The following is a 22,408-nucleotide window of genomic DNA, read 5'->3' as shown; positions in this document are numbered from 1 at the left end:
CCCGCGCGCCGCGTACCGCTCCGGGTCGCCGTGGACGTGTCGTGTCCTGCTCCGACTCTCGCCCGCGCCCGGTCCCTTCTCCGAGTTCGGGTCCTAGCCCTCTCCGAGTTCGGGTCCTAGCCCTCCCCGCGCCCCGGTCCCGAGCCGACGCCCCGGCGGCGCCGCAAGGCCCAGAGCGCGCCCGCGACCATCGCCAAGCCGAGGCCGCCGGTCAGGAGGATCACCAGCTCGACCCCGGCGAAGATGGCCGCGAGGACCCGCAGGCCCGCGACCGTCGTGCCGATCGAGCCCAGCGTGACGAGCAGCGCGTCCTCACGCGCGATCCCGCCCACGAGCAGGCCGAGCACGATCGCGAGCGCGATCGCCGAGCCCACGGGGTTGTCGGCGCCGTTGGCGAGCAGCGCGCCCCAGGCGAGCGCGAACGAGGCGATGGCAACCCCGGTGTAGCGCAGCGCGCCGCTCGCGCGGGCGCTGACGACCGCCCATGCGGCGCCGATCGCCGCGAGGCCGAGCGCGTTGGGTAGCACCGCGGCGGTGGGGATGTCGCCGGTGAGCAGCGAGACCAGCGGCCACAGCGTCGTGGTCGCGAGGCGCTCCAACGTCCACCCCGTCGTGAAGTCGACGCTTGCCGTGGACGTCGCCGCCAGGGGGCCGAGCCCGTAGACGAGCGCGACGAACAACGTCACGTGCTGCAGCATCGCCCGGGGACGCCGCCATGCCAGCAGCGCCCCGGCGTGGGCGGCTCCGGCGGCGCCGCTCACCGCGACGACCCCACGCTCGACGATGCCGGTCGCGCCGGCCATGAGGATGCCGGTCGCGCCGGCCATGAGGTCGACCGCGGCGATCACCAGCGCGGTCGCGCCCGCCCAGGCGAGCGTGATGGTGTGGCGGGCTCGCGGATCCCGGACCCGGTCGTCGAGCCACAGCCCGGCGACGGTCAGCCCGACGCCGACGGCGAGCAGCAGGACGCCGCGCTGCAGCTGCGAGAGCCAGTCCCACGAGTGGATGACCCCGCCGATGGCAGCGAGGGCGAGCAGGAGGCTGCCGATCCCCGCCACCAGCTCGGGTATGCGCTGCGACCAGGGTGGGACCCGGGGTTCCTCCCGGGCCTCCTCGGGCGGGTGCGGTCGCGTGGTCCAATCCGTCGGTCGTGAGGTCATGACGCCCTCCTTCGCGCAGTGGCGACTCTGTCGAGGAGAGCGTGCTCGGCCGGCCGGGCGGCGGCGTCCGGGAGGGACCCTGAACCCCGGCTCCGGGAAGCCCGGAAAACGTGCTTGCTCGGGTTCGAGGGCTCGCCGGATACCCGGGGCCCGCAGGTTCTGTCGAGCGGGTCTACGAGGTCTCGACGCGGCCCGAGCGGGTGGGGACGGCCACCCCCGCGGCCTCGGGACGCCGTTGGTGTGCCACCCCCATCACGGCGATCGTGCCCGCCAGCAATGCGACGCCGACGACCTGGCTCGTGGTCAGCACCGCCCCGAAGGCCACGTAGTTGACGACCAGCGAGCTCAGCGGGAACGCCAGCTCGGCCAGGGTGGCGCTGGCGGCCGGAGTGCCGCGCAGGCCGCGGTAATAGACGACCAGCCCGAGCAGCCCCGGGATCAGCGCGAGCAGGAGCAGCGACAGCCACGCAGCGCCGTCGAGTGTGGTCGCCGCCTGCACCCCGCCCCCGATCGGCAGGAGCGCGAGCGCGGCGGGCAGGCCCACGCCGAACCGCAGCGCGGCGAGCTCGGTGAAGCTCACCTTGGCCGTGAGCCGGCGGCCCAGCACGGTGCCCATCGCCCACAGCAGCGCGGCGGACGCGGCCAGCAGCGCGGGCGCGGCCCCTGCGACACCGACCTCGGTGGGGTCGGGGAAGGCCACGAGGAACGCACCGGCCAGCGCGGCGACGAAGAACACGGGGAAGCGGCGCCGTAGTCGTTCGCCCAGCAGCAGACGTGCCCCGAGCACCGCGAACACCGGCTGCAGCTGCTGCAGGAGAAGGGGCGTGTTCGGGTCGCCGTACGCGAACGCGCTGGTGAACAGCACCGTGGCCACGGCGGAGGCGCCCACGCCCACCAGGAGCAGCGCGACGACGTCGCCGGGAGAGAAGGTGCGGCGGGCTCGCCGGGCGCCGCGGACGAGCAACGGGAACATGAGGACGACGAGGATGAGGTGCTCGGCGGCGACGACGGTGCTGCCGGGCAGCCCCTCGGCCAGGCCGAACCGGAAGAGCCCGTCGGTGCCCCAGAGGGCCGCGGCGGCGGCCACCAGCAGGAATCCGGTGCGGGTGGTCGTCGTTGGTCGCGCGAGGTCAGGCACGCGGGCGGCTCCAAACGTCGTCGGCGGGGGCGGGAAGGTGTGGGCCCCACAGAGCGACGGCATCCTGCCGCGACGCACCGACGCGCGCGAACTGCGCGCGAGTCGTGGCCATGCAACGACCCGGCCCGCGAACGGGCTGGGTCGGAAAGGCACCCGCGGCAGGATTCGAACCTGCGACCTACTGCTCCGGAGGCAGTCGCTCTATCCCCTGAGCTACGCGGGCATGGCCCCGCTGGCTTCCTCCTCTCGGGGGCTGACCAGCGGCTTCGTTGTGCGGCGGCAGTCGGGGCGCGGTCCGGCCCTCCTGGAGCCGATTGCCACGAACTGCCGCGTGTTTCCGTCCGGATCCGTCCCAGGATTGTCCCTGGCTTGTCCCGGACGAGGCCACGGTAGCAGACCGCGCTGGCGCCTGACCGGGGGTGGGCGGGGCGGGTGGGGAGTGCGCTCCCGACCTCGAGGACACGATGGAGTTGACCTGGTGTGACGGACACGGGTGGGTTATGCCGCGGCCACGATAGGTGGCTGCGGTTGTTCGTACTCCAGTGGGGTCAGGTAGTGGATGGTGGAGTGGCGTCGGCGGCGGTTGTAGAAGGTCTCGATGTAGGTGTACACGGCGGTGCGGGCGGCCTGGCGGGTGGGCCAGCGGCGCTGCGGCTGGTCACCGAGATGGGCATGACCCCAGCGCAGGCGGCGCAGGACCTGGGTTGTTCGGCGCAGGCGATCCGCGACTGGCGCCGGCAGGCCGAGATCGACGCGGGCGAGCGCGAGGGGCTGTCCAGCGACGAGCGCGAGCGGCTGCAGACCGAGAACACCGAGCTCAAGCGGCGCAACGAGCAGCTCGAGCAGGAGCGTGAGATCCTAAACGAGCGGCCGCCTACTTCGCCTCAATGTCAGGCTGAAGGGCGGCTCGGGGCGTTCGCTCGCTATTTCGCTGCCCCGCCCGGTGGGTGGTGGTTTGTCCTGGATCTGCGGCGCTTCGAGCCCGGGCGGCTGGGGTGGCTTGATGGGAGCACGACGAGGTCTTGATTGAGGCATGCCCCTCGGCCGTGACCACTGGGAGTAGGTCGACGAGAAGGGGCTGTTGATGATCATGATTGGCATCGATGCGCACAGCCGCACCGACACTGTGGTCGCCGTCGACGAGCTCGGCCGCGAGATCGATCAGATCACGGTGGCCGCGACCGGCGAGGGCCACTTGAAGTTGCTCAGGTGGCGGGGAAGGTTCACTCTAGTCTTGGGTTCGCGGTCGCGCGGCTGAACTGCCGGTGACCTCGATCTGTGACGCCGCCACGGCCCAACCTGAGAAGGTGACGGGCGCGGAGGGGGCGGCTAGCCTATTTGCCTGGCAGCGCTCCGACGCTGCCCACGTCCACCACCGACGGTGGGTGTCCGTTCGGCCTTGACCTCGCCGGCGCCTGTGGTGTCCAGAGCTCGTCGGGTGGCCGTTCTCGTCGGGAAGGCGGCGACCCCAAGAGGCATGGAGGGGCTGGCCATGGTGGATCAGGCTGAGCTGGTGCGGGTGTTCGCCGACTACGCGCGCACGCTCAGGGACGGCTACGAGGTTGGTGATGTGTTGTACCGGCTCACCGACCAGGTCGTGGCCGCGCTCGACATCGATGGCGCCGGCGTGTCGCTGGGCGAGCACGGAGAGCTGCAGTTCGTGAGCGCGTCGGACGCGCAGGTGGTGCGCATCGAGGACCACCAGACCGAAGTCGGTGACGGTCCCTGTCACGAGGCCTATGCCAGCGGGGAGGTGGTCACCAGCGCCGATCTCACCGCGGAGACGCGGTGGCCCCGCTTCACCCCGGTGGCGTTGCAGCAGGGTTGGTGCGCGGTCGCGGGGGTCCCGCTGTATGCGGCGGGACGCCCCCTCGGCGCGCTCGACCTCTACCGCCGTGGCCCACAGGAATGGCCTGCCGACCGGGTCGAGGCCGCCGGGGTGCTGGCTGACATGGCCGCGTCCTACATCCTCAACGCCCAGACCATCGTCGAGCGCGACACCGTTCGCGAGCAGCTGCAACACGCGCTCGACAGCCGCGTGGTGATCGAACAGGCCAAGGGCAAGCTCGCCGAACGCCACGGCCTCGACGCTGCCACCGCCTTCGAGCGGCTCCGCGGCGCCGCCCGCAGCCGCCGCGAACGCATCCACGACGCCGCCCGCGCCGTCGTCAACGGCCACCTCGACTGCTAGCCGGCCGGGGCGCACCCGCGCGGTTCGGGCGCGCACGCGCACGCTCATGTCGATCACGCGCCGCGCGATCGGCGCAGACCCACGGTGCAGCCATGGCGGCCACGCAGGTCCCTGCTACCAGGGGGTTTCACAACCGGGCAGGAGGTGTTCACCGTCGACCTTCGCCATGAGCACCGCTGATCCGGCTGCTAGGCCGAGGCCGCCGCTCATGGGCTGCTCGCGGTCGCTGGGATGCCGATGCTCCTAGCGGGTGAGCGAGCGGTGAACCTCTCCCGAAACCGACCCGAGCGCATGCGCGCCTACGCGCGCGGAACCCATGCCGGCGCCCTCGCTGCCGTGGCGCCGCTCCTCGCCAGCACCTTGCGAGGTCAGGCCGCCTCGCCGTGCTCACCGCAGGCATGAGGCGCAGCGGCCGGGTATTCGAAGACCCCATGCGGACTCGCGCCCCCGCGGTGGGCGTGGGTGATGCTCACACCAGCGAAACGGTGGGTGTGAACCCAAGCGTCCTCGTAAAACCGTCCCTCCGGCTCGTCGTTCGGTTCGGCTGCAGCGTGGTTGCAGGACATGGCGGCGCGCCTCCCATGGAGGGGATGCGTGATCCTCTTGCTCCCTCCGGATGCCCGCGGAGTAAGGCAAGAAACGCCCCCGAAGACAGGAGCGGTGGCCAACAGACCGAGCAGGCGACGCGACGCGACGCGTCGCGCACCGCGGCTGACCATGGCGCGCGGTCCCCGGGGCGCCGTCAACTGACGAGCTGCGGCGACAAGGAAAGCGTGCCGTTCGAAGGGCGCGCTCAGTGCGGATCGCTGCCGAGCCTGGAGTTGTGGCGACCGGGTCCTGATCACACCCCTCCGCCAGACCCAGTACGTCCCAGACGTGGCCGCACGCGTTCTTCCCCAGGGATCACGCAGCACGCGACGGAGCTGACGCATCCCCGCGACCGTCGGTGCGTGGACCCGGAGGCGGAACGACATCCCGGGATTCGGCGCGCGCAGCGCGGGTAGGCAGGGGCGGCGTCTGCACCGACGCGCCGACTCGAATACCGGAGGTTGACCATGGCTGAGGATCGCGACATCGTCGAATTGCTGCTCGAGGAGCATCGGGAGTTCCGGGAGTTGTTCGAGGAGCTCGAGGCTGCGGCACGGGACGAGCGCGAGGAGTTGTTCCGCTACACCGTCGCGCGCCTGGCCAGCCACGAGGCGGCGGAGGAAGCAGTGGTGCACCGCACCGTCCGCGACGACGTGCCCAGCGGGCAGGCTGTCGCCGAAGCGGTGCTCGCCGAGGAGGACTCGGCCGAGCATCTGTTGGCCGAAATGGCCGACATGGACCCCACGTCCGATGAGTTCATGGAGTCGCTCGGCCGTCTGCGTGACGACGTCGTCGAGCACGCTGGGCACGAGGAGCGCGACGAGTTCCCGTTGATCCGCGAGCACGTCGATGCTGAGCGACGCCGCGAGATGGGGCGCCGCTTCCAGCAGCTGCGTGACTCCGGGCCCACGCGTCCGCATCCGGGAACCCCCCAGCAGCCCGAGACGCGCGCGGCCGCAGGCCCCATCGTGGGAGCCTTCGACCGTGCCCGCGACGCTGCCCGCAACGTCTTCGCCGACTGAACCGTCAGCACTTCGTCGGGGCGCAGGATTCCCGCCCCACCGGCCCCGGCATGTCGGCGCAATCCGAAGGGGGCACGAGGATGCGCGTCTGTGACGTCGCCGTCGTGGGCGCGGGCCTCGCCGGCCTCACCGCCGCCCGTCGGCTCGCGCAGGAAGCGCGGGACGTGGTGGTGCTCGAAGCACGCGACCGGGTCGGCGGGCGAGTGCGCAACGACGTCCTCGCCGGCGGAACGGTCCTCGAAGCCGGGGGACAGTGGATCGGTCCGGGGCAGACGCGCATCGCCGCGCTGGCTGATGAGCTCGGCGTGGAGACCTTCCGCAGCTACGACTACGGCGAGCCGCTCGTGGAGACCTGCGGGCAGATCCGCCGGTTCCACCGCTCGTTGCCGCCGTTCGGCCCCGCTGTGCTCGCGGATCTCGCGCGGGCCTCACATAGGCTCGGGCGGATGGCGCGGCAGGTCCCGGTCGACGCGCCATGGCTCGCACCCGCCGCGGCTCGCTTGGACGGGGAAACGCTGGCGACCTGGTTCGACCGCACCCTGCGCACCGCGCAGGGACGGGCATTGGCCACGCTCGCGTGCCGGCTGGTGCTGTCCACGGAGCCGGCCTCGGTGTCGCTTTTGCACGCGGCCTACTACGTGGCGTTCGCGGGGTCGCCGAGGCGGCTGCTCGCAGGTTCCGGGGGGATTCACGAGCGGCGCTTCGTCGGGGGCTCACAGGTGCTCGCCGATCGCATCGCCGCCTCCTTGCCGGGCCGGGTGCAGCTGGAGTCCCCGGTCCGGCGGATCGTCGAGGACACCGACGGCGTCCGTGTGGAGGTAGACGGTGCGGAGTCCGTGCAGGCCTCACGCGTCGTCGTGGCGGTCCCCCCTCCCTTGGTCGGCCGCATCGCTTTCGAGCCGCCGCTGCCGGCGATGACGGATCAACTCGTCCAACGGCTGCCGATGGGCAGCGTGATCAAGGCCAACGCGGTTGCCCGGGAACGTGGACCCAGCACGGCCCCGCGCTGCGCCAGCCCGTTGGCCGTTTGCACTGGGCGGGCAGCGAGACCGCGACCTCCTGGTTCGGCTACATGGACGGGGCAGTCTCCTCGGGCGAGCGCGCGGCGGCGGAGGTGCTCGGAGCCCTTCCGTCGCGCGCGGGATCGTGAACCCCGCACGTATGGACCGGCCAGGAGCGCGGTCGCTACCGCCCGCCTCAGCCGATCGATTCGGTCTGCTCGCGAGCGGCCTCGCCCATGGGGTCAGCCCGGGTGGGCAGCTTTCGGACTTGGGGGAGGAGTTCCTGGTCGAACTCCTCGACCAGGCTGCGCAACGCGGCTACGGGATCCTCGGTGTGGTCGACGCGCACATCCCACAGGGGATAGTCCTCGGTGGCGAACACCGTCAGGTTGGCCGACAACGCACCTTTCGTGTCGGCCCCGGTCGCCTCGCCGGCGGCCAGCGCCTCGAGGATGCGATGCGCGAGCACTTGGCCGTCACGCTGTTGGAATGCTTCGAGCGTCGCCTCCAACGTCTCGGGGCCCACGAGCCGATTGCCTTGGACGACAACGTGGGGATGCACCAGATGGCCGGCCCACTGGGGGGTTTGCTCGCCGGTCCACGCCCACGCGCCACCGTGGCCGTCGACGAGCCCGGCCTGGCGGAAGTCGCGACCAGGATCAGCGCTGACCAGCTCCTTCAACACCGGCTGCGCGTGCCGCCCATCGGCGAGCTGCGCCAAGCCGTCGATGGCCAGGTACGGGTTGATCGTGGCCTGGGTGCACGCGGCGCCCACCCCTGCTCGCGCGTGGGTGACCAGCTTGCCCACAGCCGGCATGGCGGTGACCGCGCCCGCAGCGAACCATCCGCTGTGGGGATCGTGAGTGGCGATGGAGAACGTCATGGTGGGACCCTCTGATGGTTGCGAACCGTGCCACGGGTTCCCCTGGTACGGCGGGAGAAACCTTCGGGCATCGGTCTCGAACAGCGAACGTCTCGCGGGCCGCCCATGGGCGAGAAGCCTTGACTGAAGGAAGTGTCGTTAAAGGGTGTAGCGGAGCTGACCTGGCAGGCTGAGCTATCCGCTCGGCCGGAAGGGACAGCTGATGACCGATGCCACTGGACATGATGCCGAGCGGGAGCGCTCGGACGAGGACCGCGAAGTCGCCGAACGCCTCGTGGAGCAGGCTCGCGAAGAAGGCCTGGACCTGGTCGGCCCCGACGGGGTGCTGACGGGGTTGACCAAGCACCTGCTCGAGACGGGCCCGGAGGCCGAGTTGTCGGAGCATCTGGGCTATGACAAGCACGCCGTCGAAGGCCGCGACGGCAGCAACTCGTGCAACGGCATCCGCTCGAAGACGGTGCTGACCGAGATTGGCCCGGTTCCGCTGGAGGTGCCGCGGGATCGGGAGGGTTCGTTCGAGCCCAAGCTGGTCAAGAAGCGCCAGCGGCGCCTGTCGGGCGTGGATGAGATGGTGCTGTCGCTATCGGCCAAGGGCCTGACGCCCGGCGAGGTGCAAGCCCATCTGGCGGAGGTGTACGGCGCCGAGGTGTCGCGTGAGACGGTGTCGAAGATCACCGACCGGATCAAGAGAGGAGGTGGGCGACTGGCTGAACCGGCCGCTCGAGCGCGTGTATGCCGCGGTGTTCATCGCGCGCGTCGTGGCCCGAGGTCCGCGACGGGCAGGTGGCCAACCGGCCCGCGGACACCGCCATCGGCATGACCGCCGAGGGCACCGGAGACATCCGCAGGCATCTGGATCGGCCAGGGCGGCGATGGGCGCTGTAGTTCTGGCTGCAGGGGCTCACCGAGACCCGAGAACCGCGCACCGAGGACGTCTGCATCGTCGTGTGCGACGGCCTCAAAGGGCTGCCCGAAGCGATCGAGGCGACCTGGCCGCTGGCGGTCATCCAGACGTGTGTGCCGCCACCTGCATCGGCTACACCTTCCGGCTGGCGTCACGAGCCGACTGGGACAAGATGGCCCGCGATCTGCGGCCGGTGTACACCGCGCCCAGCGGGCAGGCCGCTACCGAGCGCCTCGCCGACTTCAACGAGCTCTGGGCGAGAAGTGCCCCGCGGTCACCAAGCTGTGGGAGAACGCCTGGCCGCGTGGCCACTCGGTGGCCGATCACCGCGAGTTGCCACGACTTAGGGGGGCGAGTCGGCCTCGGCCGCCGCGGCCAGCTGGCGGGGTGGCTCGCGGAAGACCTCGCGGGCGTGCCAGCCGCGGTGGATCTCGCTGAGCGTCGGCGCGCCGGGCTGCGGCAGCGCCAGTGGGTGGCCGGCCAGCGATGCCACCAGTGCCTGGGCGCGCTGGCCGCCGTGGAAGGCGCGCGAGACCTGGATGCGGTGCTCCTCGCTGATGCCGAGCACGCCGAGGTCGAGGGCCTTGTGGTGAAGGGCGCACAGCGCGAGCCCGTGGTCCAGGGTGTCGGGACCGCCCGCGGCCCACCAGCGCACGTGTGCGGCGTCCAATCCCACCGGCGTGGTGTCCACCTTCCCGTCGTAGCCGCACACGGCGCAGCAGTAGGCGTAGGCGCGCAGGACCTCGACACGGAACGCGGGATCATGTCGACGATCGCCTGGCGGCTCGACGAGCTCGAGCTCTACGCGGGGCAGGACGTCCTCATGAAGTGAGGCGGGGGAGGTGCGCGGCCAGCAGTCGTTCGGCGACCTCGTGGACGAGCGAGGAGTCCCCGGTGAGCTGCTCGTGGATCTCCTCGGGGAACCCGGCCTGCATGGGGCGCAGGCGTGAGAGCGGGGGGTCGCGCCGGTCTACTGCTCCGCAGGGGCTCGGCGTCGGCGACCTCCCAGATCCCGTCGTTGCGCAAGTGCCAGAACGGGAACTCGGGATGGTGGTGTCGGCGCGGCGGGCCGAAGTCGGCCAGCCGCGCGCAACTCGTCCTCGATGTCGCTGAAGGCAACGAAGCGTTGGCCGCGCTGGACACGCCCCAGCATGAGCAGCACCAGCAGGGGCTTGTGTGGGCACGCTGATCCCCGTGCCGCCACACGCGCAGCTGGTCGACCGCGGTGGGAATCGCGTGCGCGCCTGCTGCCCTGTTGCGCTTCGCGCCACCGTCGAAGCGGACCGCTTCCTCCTCGCCGAGCCAGCGCTTGCGGTACGCCACCTGCGCGCCGTGAGCCTCGACGCGGAGCATCGCGATCGACGCGCGGCCGCCCTCGGTCACCGGTGCGCCGACGAGCGCGGTCGCGCCGGACCGGCCACCAGCCTCGATGACGGGTCGCAGGCTCGTGTCGCCCGGCTGGACCGGTGCGGCCTCCAGGTCGTAGCCGGTGAGGGACAGCTCGGGGAAGACCACCAGACGAGCGCGCGCACGCGCGATCGCCGCGGCGTGCGCTCGCGCGTTGGACTCGGGGTCCTCGGGCCTCGTCGGCGGCTGCGCGGCCGCGACGGCCAGCTGTTCGCTCACGGGTTCCTCCCGCCGGATACCTTCCCAGACGGCTTCAGTCTGCCCGCGGGGCGGCAAGGCCGCCGCGGCCGCTGACCCGCACGGTCCTGACGAGAAATCTCCCCGCGACGGTGTCGATTCGGACGTCCCACCATTCGACCTAGGGGTGCGAGGGTCCCGAGCGGGACCCCGAGACAGAAGGAGCGAACCGTGAAGTACATGCTGATCATGCGCGCGACCGACGAGACCTTCGCGGCCTACGAGCACGTCGACTTCGAGGAGATCATCGAGGCGATGGGCCGGTTCAACCAGGAGATGATCTCGGCCGGGGTCCTCGTCGCGGCCGAGGGGCTCGATGATGCGTCGGAGGGCGTGGTCGTCGACTACTCGTCGCAGCCGCCGGTGGTGACCGACGGGCCGTACGGGGAAACCAAAGAGCTGTTCACCGGCTTCTGGATCGTCGACGTCGCCTCCAAGGACGAGGCGATCGAGTGGGCCAAGCGGGCGCCGTTGACCGGCCCGGGAAGCAAGCTCGAGATCCGGCGGGTCAACAGCGTCGAGGAGTTCCCGCAGGACAACGAGTGGACCCGGAAGGAGCGGGCGTGGCGGGAGGCCACGGGCCAGCTGTGAGGGACGCGCGGCACGTCGTCGGCGCGGTGTGGCGGATTGAGTCGGCCCGGATCGTCGGGGCGCTGGCCCGCTACACCGGGGACGTCGCGCTGGCCGAGGACGTCGCCCAGGAGGCCCTGGCGGAGGCGCTGGTGGCCTGGCCCCGCGACGGTGTGCCGCACAACCCGGCCGGGTGGCTGACGACCGTGGGCCGGCGCCGGGCGATCGACACGTTCCGGCGTCGCGCCGCACTCGACGAGCGGTACGCCGCCCTCGCCCACCAGTTGGGCGAGGGCGGCGCCGCCTCGGGCGGGTCGCCGGCGTCCTCGGGCGCGGCGTCCGAGGGCGCGTTGCTGTTCGATCCGGACCGGGTCGACGACGACGTGCTGGCATTGGCGTTCACCGCCTGTCACCCGGCGCTGTCGCCGGAGGCGCAGGTCGCGCTCACGTTGCGGGTCATCGGCGGCCTGACCAGCGACGAGATCGCCCGCGCGTTCCTCGTGCCCACCGCGACGGTGCAGGCGCGGATCACCCGAGCCAAGAAGACCCTGTCGGCCGCCCGGGTCCCGTTCGAGGTGCCACCGCCCGAGGAGCGCCGGGAGCGGCTGGGCTCGGTACTGAGTGTCGTCTACCTGGTCTTCACGGAGGGATCGACGGCCACGTCCGGCGACGACCTGATTCGCCCCGACCTCGCCCATGAGGCGCTGCGGATGGCGCGGGTCCTCGCGCGCCTGGCCCCCGACGAGCCCGAGGTTCACGGCCTGCTCGCGCTGCTCGAGCTGACCGCCGCCCGGTTCCCGGCCCGCACCGGCCCCGAGGGCGACCCGGTGCTGCTCGAGGACCAGGACCGGCGACGGTGGGACCGGGCCGCGATCGGGCGTGGTCGCGCCGCGCTTGCCCGCGCCGCGGGGGCGGGCCGGGGCCTTGGCGCGTACGGCCTGCAGGCTGCGATTGCCGAGTGCCACGCGGTCGCCCCCTCGGTCGACGACACGGACTGGGAGCGGATCGTGGTGCTGTACGAGGCGCTCGAACGTTTGGCGCCCTCCCCGGTGGTCGAGCTGAACCGCGCCGTGGCGCTCTCGATGGCGCTGGGGCCCGCCGTCGCGCTGCCCGTCGTCGACGACCTGGCCGGCAGCGAGCGGCTCGCTGGCTCCCACCTTCTGCCGAGCGTGCGCGGCGAGCTGTTGACCCGCCTCGGACGGACCGAGGAGGCCCGGTCGGAGCTCAGCCGAGCCGTCGACCTCTGCGCGAACTACCGCGAACGTGCCGTGCTCGAGCGCAAGCTCGGCGACCTCAGCTGAAGGTCGGGGCTCAGGGGGCCACCAACTCCTCCAGCGTGGTGCTGACGGTCTCGCCGATCGCGGCCGTGCCGCCCATCACCGTGATCGCCCTGGGGCCGAAGGCGGTGATCGCGACCCTGGTGTCCTCGGGTAGCGTGTCGGCCGTTGCCAGCATGACCGGGGCGCCGGCAGCGCCAGCCACCGCGCCGGCCGTCAACGCGTCGGCGAACTCCGCGCCGGTCGCCACGAACACTTCGCTGGGATCCTCGAACTCGTCGGCGACGAGTGCGGCTGTGGCAAACCGTTGCGAGCCGGCCAGGCGGTCCACTTCTGCCTCCGCGGCGAGGGCAGACTCGACGCCGGGGCCGATCGCCCCGGTGCCCCCGAGCAGGACGATCCGCTCGGGGTCCAGGCGGGCGACCTCGTCGGCGGTGGCGTCCGGGACGGCGTCGGCGGTGACCAGCAGCAGCGGTCCACCGGCAGCTACGGCCGCCGGCGCCCCTGCCAACCCGTCGGGGAAGTCCGACCCGGTGGCCACATACACCGTGTCGGCCTCGGCGAAGGTGGCGTGCGAGATCGCCGCGGCGGTCGAGAATCGCTCCGGGCCGGACAGGCGCTGCACATCGCCGTCGGTGAACGTCCCCAGTTCGGAGACCACGTCGGCGCTGATCGCGGCTGACCCGCCCAGCGCGACGATCCGCTCGGGGCTGAGCCGAGCCAGCTCCTCGGCGATGACCCCGGGGACCGCATCGGCGGTGACCAAGAGCACCGGTGCCTCGTCGATACCGGCGGCAACGCTACCGGTCAGCGCGTCAGCGAAGCCCGTGCCGGAAGCCACGTAGGCGACGTTCACACCGGGCGCGAAGCGGTCGGCCGACAGCTGCGCGGCGGTCGCGAAGCGGTCAGCACCCGCCATGCGCTTCACCCCGCGCGCCTCGATGGCCCTGGTGCGCTGATACAGGTTGCCCACCAGGTAGAGGCTGTCGCCGCTACGGGCGGCCGAGGCCATAGCACCTTCCCGTGGCGGGTGGTCCGTAGCGGCCCATTCGTCAGTCGCAGGGTCGTAGCGCTCGCTGCCGTTCACGTGGGTCCACAAGGCGGTGTCCGGGTCGGGTGTGGTGCCGCGCAACGCGAGCACGTGCCCGTCGGAGTCAACGCCCACGGCGTGGCCAAGTCGGCCTTCTTCCATGGCTGCCAGCGTTTCCCATTCGCCGACGTCCGGGTCGAAGCGCTCCACGGCGGCAACCGAGTCCTCGGTGTCATAGTCGTAGCCGCCCACGGCGTAGATGCGCCCATCGGCATCGGTGGTGGTGGTGAGCTGCTCGCGGGAGGTCTCTAGCGAGGCGACTTCCGTCCATTCGTCGGTGGAGGGGTCGTAGCGCTCCACGAGACTGGAGGTGGCGCCGTCGGCCCTGTCGAAGCCACCGACGGCATAGATGCGACCCTCGTGGTCGCTGGCCGCGGCAAGCAGGATGCGCTCGGAGGGCAGCTCGGCGATCGAGCCCCACTCGTCGTCGTCGGGGTCGAACCGAGCCACGCCGTCGGGGGACAGCGCGTACACGCGCCCCTGGTCGTCGCTGGCCATCGCGACGTCGTCGGTGGGTCCGAACGGCAACGGCAAGATCAGGTCCCACTGGTCGGTGGCGGGGTCGTAGCGGTCGACGCGGGGAGACGGTCCCACGTCGTTCGGTGTGCCCGTGCCGGTGACGCGCCCACCGGCGACGTACAGGCGACCGCTCGCATCGGTCGTGATGTCGGCGGGGGGTATGCCCGCTCCGGCCACGCGCTGCGCCGGAACCGACCCACGTTCCTGCCACGGCGTGACGTGGACCGTCAGCTGCGCCTCAGCGACAGCGTCGCCGCTTGCCGCCTGCCATCCCACCCCGACCGCGCCCTGCTCGGTGTCGGGCGGAACCTCCAGATGCACCTGCGAGTCGTCCATCGAGGCAGCCACGCCACCGTCTGTGGTCACGTCGTAGGTGAGCCCGGCGGGATCCTCACCCATGACGAGGTCAGCGAGGTCGACGGTCAGCTGCTCGCCGGGTGTGGCGCGCACCGTGGTGGTGGTCGCCGCCAACTCCCGTTCGCCGAGCGCGACCAGGGCGGCGGGCACGTCGAGGCGTGGCAGGCCGCCGAGGGTGCCACCGGAGCGGTCGTCGTCGATGGTCACTGGTGAGGCCAGCAAGGCGGCGGAGAGGTCGTCGGCGTCGAGATCGTCGGTGGCCTGGGCGAGCAGCGCGGTGGCGCCGGTGGTCAATGGCGCTGCCATGGAGGTGCCCGAGTGGAGGCGATAGCTATCATCGAGTCCAGCGGAGAGGATCTCGACGCCGGGAGCGAGCAGGTCGGTGTGGGCGCTCGCGTTGCTGAACTCGGCGATGTTGTCGAAGCGGTCGCTGGCGCCCACCGAGAGGATGCTGTCCACACATGCCGGCGCACCCATGAACTCGCGGCTGCTGTTGTTGCCGGCTGCCGAGATCACCAACGCACCGACGCTGCGTAACTGTTCGACGGCCGGCGCGAACAGAGCGGCGTAGCTGGACTCGCACTCCGCGGACAGCTCCAGCCCGCCGCTGATACTCATGTTGGCTGCGGACACCGAGTAGCCGCCCTGCGTATGGCCGTACACCCACTCGAGCGCGGAGACCAGGTCGGCGAACGACGTGTTGCCGTTAGTGCCGAACACGTTGACCCCGAGGATGTCGGCCTCGGGGGCCATGCCGCGGGCCGGCCCGTCCCCGTCCGGGTTGGACCCGGCGGCGATGCCCGTCACGTGCAAACCGTGGTCGGCGCCCGGCTGCGGTGCGGCTGCGCCCTGGCCGACTTGTTCATCGCTGCCATCGGGGCAGGTGCTGGGGCTTCCGAGCAGGAAGCACGCTTCTTCCGTCACGCGGCTGTCGCCGACGGCATCCGCGAAGAACTCGTGGTCGAACTGCACGCCGTCGTCAATGATCGCCACGGTCTGGCCGGCGCCGGTCAGACCGGCGTCGACAACACCAACGTCGGTGGCCCCGGTGATCGGCACGTTGTCGTCCAGGTGGCGTTCGAAGCGCCAGTTGGGGGCGACTTCCGCGACTCCGTCGAGTGCGGCGATGTCGTCGTGACGGTGCGCGGGTGCCGACACCGCTAGTAGCGCCAGCGTCTCATAGCGGCGCAACACCTCGCCGCCGAGCTGGTCTATCTCGTCGGCGACACTGGCTTGCATGCGGCTGATGCGGTGACGCTGGCGGCCACGTTGGGTCACGGTGAGCTCGCCCTCGGGGCGCACCGGCGCTGCCAGGCCCACCATGATCTCGTCGTCGGGAGCGTCCAGCGCGCCGACAGGGGGTGAGATCTCCGGGTCGCTCGGCGCCTCGCGAGCGACTGCGGTGGACGCGCTCAGGCTGACCACGAGTGCGATGAGCACCACCAACGTGGATGTGGCCCGCCGACTGGTGCGGCGGCTTCCTCGTGACGATGGTTGCTCAGTGCCAACATTCATCGTGTCTCCCGATCGCAACGGCTTGGCCCGGTCAAGCCGATCGCGCCGGGGGAGATGTCGGGTACTCAACTCCGTGCGTCGTGAGGGGCTCTGGCCCTCACGACGGCCGCTTCGTGCCCCGATGAAGGACTCCACCGAACGAAGTGAATATATTGAGGCTAATGTGACTTCGTCCTGACGTGGTGTTTCCAGGCCGCGCCCTCGTCCCAGGATGGCTCAGCGTCCCGGGGTGTGGTGTCGGAGCGTGGGAATCGGCCAGTGACCGCGCGGGCGCCCGCGCGGTCACTGATCGGGGGCGGGGGCGGGCCGTCGCTCGAGGAAGAACGCGCCGAGCATGCCGGCGAGCGCCGCGAACACCACGACCGAGTACACGGCGAGGACGAGCTCGAGAACTCGCGCGACGGCGCCGTCCGCCGTCAGCGGCTGTCCGCTGATGGCTGACAAGGCCGTGTCGTGCAGGGCGAGCAGGTACGCGTCGTAGGTCGCGAACTCGTAGAGCAACTGGCTCGCGGCGAGCACGACGATCACCGTGGTCGCCGCGAGCCACGCCGTTCGACCGGTGAGGTTGCGCCCGGCGGTGCGCGTGCCCCGCACCGCTGAGGACAGCACGCGCCCCCCGCGCACGAGCGCCCGGACGCGAATCCGCGCGAGCACTCGGAGGAACCGCAGGAACGGGAGGACCAGGAAGACGAGCTGCCACCAGTTCCGTCGCAGGAAGCGCCACCGCGAGGGGGCGACGGTCAGGCGTAGGAGGAACTCCCCGACGAACGCCGACCAGATGACCCAGCCGGCTACGGCGAAAGCGGGCCCGGCCGGCTGGATCACCGTCTCGGCGAGGACCAGCAGCAGGAAGACGATGCCCAAGGCGGTCATCGGCGCGTCGAGTCGGTCCGCGATCCGCTCGGCGAGCGCCTCCCGCTCTCCGCTCGACCGATCTCGCAGGCCCCGGGGCCTGTCTCCGTGCTCCACCTCGGATTCCCCCTCCCCGGTCATGCACAAGCCCCAGGGCTGCCTTCCGTCACGAGCCCGTTCGTCCTCGGCTCGCCTCCGCGCCCACGCGCCGGCTCCTGCCCGCCACCGCGGTGGTCGCGAGGTCGGAGGATCGCCTGAATGACGAGGCAGGCTCAGGTCTCCAGCGTCACGCAGCAGCGGTCCGGGCCCGGATCGAGCCGGGGGTTGACCTCGGTGTTCAGGGCCTCGGTCATGCCCGTGAGCAGTGCGAGGTTCATGCCGCACACCAACGCTGTGTGCTCGCGGGCGAGCTGGTGGAACGGGCAGTTGCGCAGCCAAACGGTGTCCCCGTCGTCGTACGGCGCGAAGCCTTGTTGACGGAGCTGGTCGTGCAGATCGGCGCCATCGGCGGCAAGTTCCCTGCCCATCCGGGTCGCAGCCTGTTCGAGGGCTCCCCGAACGGTGCCCGTGGCGTCCGCTGCGGCCGCGCGCGCGAACAGTTCCGCAGCCAGCCGGTAGTCGCGCGGCGGCAGACTGACGGCGAACTCCCGGTCGGCTCGGGCGTAATGCTTGGCGGGGCGCCCTGCCCCGGGGCCGCCGCGGCCTTCGGGGCGGGCGAACGAGGGCACCAGGAGCCCCTCGTTCGCCAGCTTGTCCAGGTGGTAGGCGGCGAGTGACCGGTCGATGTCGAGTGCTGCGGCGGCCTGGTCGCGGGTCACGGGCTCTCCGGCCTCGGCGACGTAGGTGTACAGGCGCAGCCGCGTGGAGTCCTCCAGGCTGCACAGGGCCCCGAGTTGACCCTGGTCGAGGGGCGTGTCGTTTCCGGTTCCCTCCACCTCATGCCCCTTCTATAGAAAATGGGTCTTGCTTTTAGAGATGTCGGCTTCTAAAGTAAGCCTACGTTCCTTTTATCTTGGAGGTGGGTCGACATGACCGAGACCGCCCAGGCCGGCAGTGCCCCGGCAACGCTGTCCTCCCCGGTATTCCAGGCTTTCGCTCTCCTGCGCGTGGGGTTCACTGTCGCCCCGATCCTCTTCGGGCTCGACAAGTTCTTCAACGTGATGGTGGACTGGTCCACGTACCTGTGGCCCGGGGTCGCCGAGCTCCTGCCGCTCAGCGCCGATGGCGTCATGCTCGTCGTGGGCCCCGTCGAGATCCTCGCGGGGCTCCTCGTCGCTGCCTGGCCGCGCATCGGGGGGTACGTCGTCGCGGCGTGGCTGGCCGCGATCATCGTCAACCTGCTCCTGCTGGGCGACGCCTACGACGCCGCGCTGCGCGACGTCGGTCTCCTGGTCGGCGCGCTGGCGCTGGCGCGACTGGCCGCCGCGTTCCCCCGTGCGGGATTCCTCGGGGACGGCGAACGGTGAACGATCACGACACCGGCCCCGTATCACCGGGGGAGTCGACCGGTCGCGCGCCCGCCGAGAGGCGGCCGTCGCGGCCGGCTTCTCGTCGTCCCGCGGCTCCCTCAGGAAAGGACGCCACCCATGTCGACGGCAACGTTCCCCCGGTTCGGAGCGGTGGTGCTCGCGTTCGGCGCGGTGCTGGCCCTGCTGCTGGTCGCAGCCGGGTTGTCCACCGCCGCTGCTGACGAGCACTTCGCGCCCGAGGAGATCCGCAGCGAGGGCGCCGACCGGTACGAAACGGCCGCGCAGACGGCGCTCGGCGCGTTCGAGGGCGAGGCGGCGGACGTGGACGACGTCCTCCTGGCCAGCGGCGAGGACTTCCCCGATGCGCTCGCGGCCTCCGCGCTCGCTGGGACCGTCGAGGGGCCCATCCTCCTGACGCGCCAGGCGAGCCTGCCCGATGCGACCGCCGATGCCATCGAGGTGCTCGATCCCGACACCGTGCACGTGCTCGGCGGCACCGCGGCAGTCGGCGAGGAGGTCGAGGATGCGGTGTCGGCACTCGACGTGGTCACCAACCGGATCGCGGGCGCCGACCGCTTCGGCACCGCCGCCGACATCGCCTCCGCCATCGTGAGCGACGAGCTCGGCGGCACCGTCGGCGAGGTGGGCGGCAGTGCGACCGCTCTGCTTGCCGACGGCCGGAACTTCCCCGACGCGCTCGCCGGCGGGCCGGGCGCGTACGCCGGCATCCACCCGATCCTGCTCACCGAGACCGACGAGCTGCCCGACGACACCGTCGACGCGCTCGAGGGCCTGGAGGTGGAGCAGGTCGCGATCCTGGGCGGCTCGGCGGCGATCGGTGACGAGGTCGAGGCGGCGCTGGCGGAGGAGTACGACGTCGTCCGGCTCGCCGGCGCGGACCGCGACGAGACGGCAGCGGCCGTGTCGGGCTTCTTCGTCGACGAGCTCGGCTTCGACCCCGCGAACACCGGTCTCGCGACCGGGGTCGACGACCTCGGCGGTGCGGACGCGCTCGCGAGCGCGCCCTACCTCGGCGAGGCGCTCGCTCCGCTGACGCTCACCGGATCGTTGCCACGAGCCACGGCGGACTTCCTCGCCGAGCACGCCGCGGAGGTGAGCACCCTGCACGTCTTCGGCGGCACCGCCGCGGTGAGTGCGGAGACCGTGGAGGCGGCGCGCACCGCGGTGTCCAACCCGACCTACCGCATCGAGCTGTCGTGGATCAACGAGCCCGACCCCGAGGCGCCCGAGGGCGAGACGCCCGACCTCTTCGCGGGCCTTCCGGACGGCGAGGGGGAGGCCGCGCTCACGATGAACCGCGCGGAGGGCTCGATCGACTTCGACATCACCAGCAACGTGGATGAGTTCGACGACTTCGACGAGGGTCCCGGGGTGCACCTGCACGCCGGCGATCTGGAGACCAGCGGCCCGATCATGGTGGGCTTCGCCGACGGCGATGGTCTGCAGACCGGCGGGGGTGCGGTCTCGGGCACCGTCACCGAGGACGACTTCTCCGACGACGCCGGCGACCTCACCGTGGACGGGATCGTTGCGGATCTCGACGAGTACTACGTCGACCTGCACAGCAACGGCTTCCCGGCCGGTGCGGTGCGCGGCCAGCTCCCGTTCGGCGGCCAGGACGATATCGCGAGCCGGGACGCCACATTCGAGGTCGAGCTGTCGGCCGACCACGAGGTCGTCGAGGACGACGACGGGGTGAGCTTCGGCGTCGACAGCGACGCCGAGGGCGAGGCCACGGTCACGTTCCGGCCCGGCGACGGCGAGGTGGACTTCGACATCGCCGTCGGCCTGCCCGACGACGACGCGTTCGCGGAGGCCCCCGGCGCACACCTGCACGAGGGGCGCATCGCCGAGAACGGCCCGATCGCGTTCTTCTTCGCCACCGGCGAGGAACTCGAGGCCGGCGACGGCGAGGTCTCGGGCACCGTGGCCGAGGACGAGTTCCAGGACGACTTCGCCGACCTCACGGTTGCCGACATCCTGCGCGACCCGAGCCGCTTCTACGTGAACGTCCACAGCGAGGCGTTTCCGCCCGGCGTGGCCCGCGGACAGCTGCCCGACGGTGGCGCCGATCGCATCGCTGAACTGACCGCCAGCGGCGATGACGACGGCGGCGAGGACGACAACGGCGACTACTGATCCTCGGGGCAGGACCCGATCCGGCCCGTCCCCGCGGCCCCACCGGTCGCGGGGACCGGCCGGGGCCGGGCGGCCGGGGTCGGCGGTCAGGGGGAACCCGTTTGGGTCGTGGGAGCGGTAGGTAGTAACTTTCTTCGTGATCGACGTTCGAAGAAAGAAAGTACCGAGTGCCGACCGACGTGCCGCCGCGCGCCCCAGATCCGGGGGAGTTGATCGCGCGCATCCGCGGGCTGCGCGGTGACCTCTCGACGGTCGAGCAGCGGGTCGCCGATCAGCTGCTCGCGGACCCGGCCGCCGCGTCGCAGCGCAGCATTACCGATCTGGCCGGGGAGTGCGGCGCCTCCGAGACCACCATCGTGCGCTTCTGTCGCCGGGTCGGGTTCGACGGCTACCGCCGCTTCCGGCTCGCGCTGGCGGCGGCCGCGGCGCAGGGCACACACCCGACCGACCGGGACCTCGGCAGCGACATCGGCCGGGACGACCCGCTGCGCACGGTCGTGAAGAAGGTCGGTGCGTCCGAGGTCCGTGCGGTCGAGGACACCGTCGCCCAACTCGACACCGGGACGCTCGAGGCCGTGGTCGCCGCGCTCGTGGCCGCCCCGCGTCTCGAGGTGTTCGGGGTCGGTGCCTCCGGTCTGGTCGCCGAGGATCTGCAGCAGAAGCTGCACCGCATCGGCCGCGCCGCCTTCGTGTCGCGTGACCCCCACGCCGCGCTCACCTCGGCGGCGCTCCTCGAGCCGGGTGACGCGGCGATCGGCATCTCGCACACGGGCAAGACCCGCGACACGATCGACCCGCTGCGCGTGGCGGCCCAACACGGCGCGACGACCATCGCGATCACGAACGCCTCGCGTGCACCGCTGGCGCGGGCCGCAGCGCACGTGCTCACGACCGCGGCGGTCGAGACGACGTTCCGGTCGGGGGCCATGTCGAGCCGGATCGCGCAGCTCGTGGTCGTCGACTCCCTCTTCGTCGGGGTCGCCCAGCACACGTACGAGGACACGCTGGCCGCGCTGTCGGTGACCTTCGAGGCCGTGCGCGATCGACGTGAGGGGGGAACGTGACCGAGGACTCCGACGGGATCGCGCTCACCGGATTGCCGACCGAGGCCCGCAACCCGCGCACCACCGACCTCGACCTGCTCACGACCCGCGAGCTCCTCGCGCGCATCAACCAGGAGGACGCGAGGGTGCCCGACGCCGTGGCCGCGGCCTTGCCGGTCCTGGCCGAGGTGGTCGAGGAGGGCGTCGCCTGCCTGGGCCGAGGCGCGCGGATCCACTACTTCGGTGCGGGCACGTCGGGCCGGATCGCGGCGCTCGACGCCGCGGAGCTGCCCCCGACGTTCTCCCTCGAACCCGACCGGGTCGTCGCCCACCAGGCGGGTGGCGCGACGGCGCTGACCAGCGCGATCGAGGGCGCCGAGGACCGAGTCGAGGACGGGGAGGCGGCGGCAGCCGTTCTCCGGCCCGGGGACTTGGCGTTGGGACTGGCCGCGAGTGGGCGTACGCCCTACGTGTCCGGCGTGCTGCAGGCGGCGCGCCGGAACGGGGCGGCCACGGCCCTCATCAGCGCGAACCCCACCGCTCCGCTGGCGCCGCTGGCCGACTGGCACGTCGCCGCCGACACGGGACCCGAGGCGGTGGCCGGCTCGACCCGCCTGAAGGCCGGGACCGCGCAGAAGCTCCTGCTCAACACGTTCTCCACCGCGGTGATGGTGCGGCTCGGCAAGACCTACTCGAACCTGATGGTCGACCTGTCGGCGAGCAACGAGAAGCTGCGACGCCGCACCCTGACCATCCTGGGGGAGGCCTCCGGCGCGGACGAGGCGACGTGCCGGGCCACCCTCGAGGCCGCCGGCGGATCGCTCAAGGTCGCCCTCGTCATGTTGCTCGCCGGGGTCGCCTCCGCCCCCGCCACCAGAGCCCTCGAAGAGGCGTCGGGCAAGGTCCGCGGGGCGTTGGACGCGCTCGGGGTGGGTCGCGCGACGTCCGCCGGCGGGCAGGACGGGGGTCGGGGATGAGCGTCCGTGGTCGCAGCCGCGCGCGCCCTGCGGATCGCCGCCCACGTG

At 71.7% G+C, this 22,408-nt stretch carries 20 protein-coding genes, 1 tRNA gene and 3 pseudogenes; 14 read left to right on the top strand and 10 right to left on the bottom strand.

The genetic code is table 11. From position 1 onward, the window contains the following. Window positions 1–116: 116 nt before the first annotated feature. The 4 genes and pseudogenes from ER308_RS06195 to ER308_RS22005 form a co-directional block, all read right to left on the bottom strand. Window positions 117–1,160 (bottom strand): hypothetical protein, encoded by a 1,044-nt coding sequence (locus tag ER308_RS06195; RefSeq protein WP_131154166.1) that lies wholly within the window; start codon window positions 1,158–1,160, stop codon window positions 117–119. A 172-nt stretch (window positions 1,161–1,332) separates the two neighbouring features. Next, window positions 1,333–2,298, bottom strand: coding sequence for a DMT family transporter (locus tag ER308_RS06190; RefSeq protein ID WP_205745936.1), 966 nt, complete (start codon window positions 2,296–2,298; stop codon window positions 1,333–1,335). Window positions 2,299–2,448: 150 nt separating this feature from the next. Next, window positions 2,449–2,521: transfer RNA gene (locus tag ER308_RS06185), tRNA-Arg, on the bottom strand. A gap of 275 nt (window positions 2,522–2,796) precedes the next feature. Further along, a pseudogene (locus ER308_RS22005) lies at window positions 2,797–2,934 on the bottom strand (IS3 family transposase); the annotation flags it as partial. Between ER308_RS22005 and ER308_RS06180 the strand changes: the two are divergent. From ER308_RS06180 to ER308_RS23130, 6 genes and pseudogenes are all read left to right on the top strand, one after another. Next, window positions 2,926–3,324, top strand: a complete 399-nt coding sequence (locus ER308_RS06180; protein WP_276319889.1) for a transposase — start codon at window positions 2,926–2,928, stop codon at window positions 3,322–3,324. The pseudogene ER308_RS22005 and the gene ER308_RS06180 sit on opposite strands and share 9 nt — an antisense overlap. Window positions 3,325–3,379: 55 nt before the next feature. Continuing rightward, complete coding sequence (locus ER308_RS21400; RefSeq protein ID WP_205745934.1) at window positions 3,380–3,556, top strand: hypothetical protein; 177 nt, start codon at window positions 3,380–3,382, stop codon at window positions 3,554–3,556. A 234-nt stretch (window positions 3,557–3,790) separates the two neighbouring features. Further along, window positions 3,791–4,489, top strand: a complete 699-nt coding sequence (locus ER308_RS06175) for a GAF and ANTAR domain-containing protein (RefSeq protein WP_165491856.1) — start codon at window positions 3,791–3,793, stop codon at window positions 4,487–4,489. Between the two features lie 1,055 nt (window positions 4,490–5,544). After that, a complete protein-coding gene (locus ER308_RS06170) occupies window positions 5,545–6,099 on the top strand; it encodes a hemerythrin domain-containing protein (protein ID WP_131154162.1) in 555 nt (184 codons plus the stop codon). Window positions 6,100–6,149: 50 nt separating this feature from the next. After that, window positions 6,150–7,022, top strand: a pseudogene (locus tag ER308_RS23135) (flavin monoamine oxidase family protein); the annotation flags it as partial. A gap of 104 nt (window positions 7,023–7,126) precedes the next feature. Next, the gene (locus ER308_RS23130) at window positions 7,127–7,249 is read left to right on the top strand and encodes an FAD-dependent oxidoreductase (protein WP_205745933.1); all 123 of its coding nucleotides are present in this window, start codon (window positions 7,127–7,129) and stop codon (window positions 7,247–7,249) included. A 47-nt stretch (window positions 7,250–7,296) separates the two neighbouring features. Here the strand turns inward: ER308_RS23130 and ER308_RS06160 are convergent, their stop codons facing one another. Further along, window positions 7,297–7,983 (bottom strand): DUF1028 domain-containing protein, encoded by a 687-nt coding sequence (locus tag ER308_RS06160; protein WP_131154161.1) that lies wholly within the window; start codon window positions 7,981–7,983, stop codon window positions 7,297–7,299. 202 nt (window positions 7,984–8,185) lie between these two features. On the opposite strand from ER308_RS06160, the gene ER308_RS06155 reads away from it, so the two are divergent. Both ER308_RS06155 and ER308_RS23125 read left to right on the top strand, forming a co-directional pair. Next, on the top strand, window positions 8,186–8,803 hold the full coding sequence (locus tag ER308_RS06155) for a transposase (protein WP_131154160.1): 618 nt from the start codon (window positions 8,186–8,188) through the stop codon (window positions 8,801–8,803). A gap of 125 nt (window positions 8,804–8,928) precedes the next feature. Next, the gene (locus ER308_RS23125; RefSeq protein ID WP_420826212.1) at window positions 8,929–9,234 is read left to right on the top strand and encodes a hypothetical protein; all 306 of its coding nucleotides are present in this window, start codon (window positions 8,929–8,931) and stop codon (window positions 9,232–9,234) included. Here the strand turns inward: ER308_RS23125 and ER308_RS06145 are convergent. After that, the gene (locus tag ER308_RS06145) at window positions 9,231–9,599 is read right to left on the bottom strand and encodes an HNH endonuclease (RefSeq protein ID WP_338029786.1); all 369 of its coding nucleotides are present in this window, start codon (window positions 9,597–9,599) and stop codon (window positions 9,231–9,233) included. The two genes, ER308_RS23125 and ER308_RS06145, sit on opposite strands and share 4 nt — an antisense overlap. A gap of 317 nt (window positions 9,600–9,916) precedes the next feature. Further along, window positions 9,917–10,513: pseudogene (locus tag ER308_RS23355) on the bottom strand (nitrilase-related carbon-nitrogen hydrolase); the annotation flags it as partial. Between the two features lie 189 nt (window positions 10,514–10,702). On the opposite strand from ER308_RS23355, the gene ER308_RS06135 reads away from it, so the two are divergent. After that, window positions 10,703–11,122, top strand: a complete 420-nt coding sequence (locus tag ER308_RS06135) for a YciI family protein (RefSeq protein ID WP_131154157.1) — start codon at window positions 10,703–10,705, stop codon at window positions 11,120–11,122. After that, window positions 11,095–12,402, top strand: coding sequence for an RNA polymerase sigma factor (locus ER308_RS06130; protein WP_205745932.1), 1,308 nt, complete (start codon window positions 11,095–11,097; stop codon window positions 12,400–12,402). Before ER308_RS06135 ends, ER308_RS06130 begins: the two co-directional genes overlap by 28 nt. A gap of 10 nt (window positions 12,403–12,412) precedes the next feature. Here ER308_RS06130 and ER308_RS06125 read toward each other — a convergent pair whose 3' ends face one another. The 3 genes from ER308_RS06125 to ER308_RS06115 all read right to left on the bottom strand — a co-directional run bounded on the left by ER308_RS06125 (window position 12,413) and on the right by ER308_RS06115 (window position 17,646). After that, window positions 12,413–15,784, bottom strand: a complete 3,372-nt coding sequence (locus ER308_RS06125; RefSeq protein WP_165491855.1) for a cell wall-binding repeat-containing protein — start codon at window positions 15,782–15,784, stop codon at window positions 12,413–12,415. 357 nt (window positions 15,785–16,141) lie between these two features. Next, the gene (locus tag ER308_RS06120) at window positions 16,142–16,852 is read right to left on the bottom strand and encodes a hypothetical protein (protein ID WP_205745931.1); all 711 of its coding nucleotides are present in this window, start codon (window positions 16,850–16,852) and stop codon (window positions 16,142–16,144) included. Window positions 16,853–16,983: 131 nt separating this feature from the next. Further along, entirely contained in the window at window positions 16,984–17,646 is a 663-nt protein-coding gene (locus ER308_RS06115) for a helix-turn-helix transcriptional regulator (protein ID WP_131154155.1), read from the bottom strand. A gap of 93 nt (window positions 17,647–17,739) precedes the next feature. Between ER308_RS06115 and ER308_RS06110 the strand changes: the two genes are divergently transcribed. From ER308_RS06110 to ER308_RS06095, 4 genes are all read left to right on the top strand, one after another. Beyond that, window positions 17,740–18,177, top strand: coding sequence for a hypothetical protein (locus ER308_RS06110; RefSeq protein ID WP_131154154.1), 438 nt, complete (start codon window positions 17,740–17,742; stop codon window positions 18,175–18,177). Window positions 18,178–18,297: 120 nt separating this feature from the next. Next, window positions 18,298–20,340: a cell wall-binding repeat-containing protein gene (locus tag ER308_RS06105; protein WP_131154153.1), complete on the top strand. Its 2,043-nt coding sequence runs from the start codon at window positions 18,298–18,300 to the stop codon at window positions 20,338–20,340. Window positions 20,341–20,507: 167 nt separating this feature from the next. Then, a complete protein-coding gene (locus ER308_RS06100) occupies window positions 20,508–21,404 on the top strand; it encodes a MurR/RpiR family transcriptional regulator (protein WP_131154152.1) in 897 nt (298 codons plus the stop codon). Next, window positions 21,401–22,360, top strand: coding sequence for an N-acetylmuramic acid 6-phosphate etherase (locus tag ER308_RS06095; protein WP_131154151.1), 960 nt, complete (start codon window positions 21,401–21,403; stop codon window positions 22,358–22,360). The genes ER308_RS06100 and ER308_RS06095 overlap by 4 nt, the downstream gene beginning before the upstream one ends. The last annotated feature ends 48 nt before the right edge of the window (window positions 22,361–22,408 follow it).

The organism is Egibacter rhizosphaerae, from assembly GCF_004322855.1.
In the GTDB taxonomy this organism is placed as follows: domain Bacteria; phylum Actinomycetota; class Nitriliruptoria; order Euzebyales; family Egibacteraceae; genus Egibacter; species Egibacter rhizosphaerae.
The sequence above is the reverse complement of the archived record's forward strand: the minus strand, read 5'-3'. Positions and strand labels throughout refer to the sequence as shown.

Bases quoted from the DNA above. Each gene is read 5' to 3' on its own strand.
- ER308_RS06195 (WP_131154166.1), bottom strand. From the start codon at position 1,160: ATGACCTCACGACCGACGGATTGGACCACGCGACCGCACCCGCCCGAG.
- ER308_RS06175 (WP_165491856.1), top strand. From the start codon at position 3,791: ATGGTGGATCAGGCTGAGCTGGTGCGGGTGTTCGCCGACTACGCGCGC.
- ER308_RS06170 (WP_131154162.1), top strand. From the start codon at position 5,545: ATGGCTGAGGATCGCGACATCGTCGAATTGCTGCTCGAGGAGCATCGG.
- ER308_RS06160 (WP_131154161.1), bottom strand. From the start codon at position 7,983: ATGACGTTCTCCATCGCCACTCACGATCCCCACAGCGGATGGTTCGCT.
- ER308_RS06155 (WP_131154160.1), top strand. From the start codon at position 8,186: ATGACCGATGCCACTGGACATGATGCCGAGCGGGAGCGCTCGGACGAG.
- ER308_RS06120 (WP_205745931.1), bottom strand. From the start codon at position 16,852: ATGACCGGGGAGGGGGAATCCGAGGTGGAGCACGGAGACAGGCCCCGG.
- ER308_RS06110 (WP_131154154.1), top strand. From the start codon at position 17,740: ATGACCGAGACCGCCCAGGCCGGCAGTGCCCCGGCAACGCTGTCCTCC.
- ER308_RS06105 (WP_131154153.1), top strand. From the start codon at position 18,298: ATGTCGACGGCAACGTTCCCCCGGTTCGGAGCGGTGGTGCTCGCGTTC.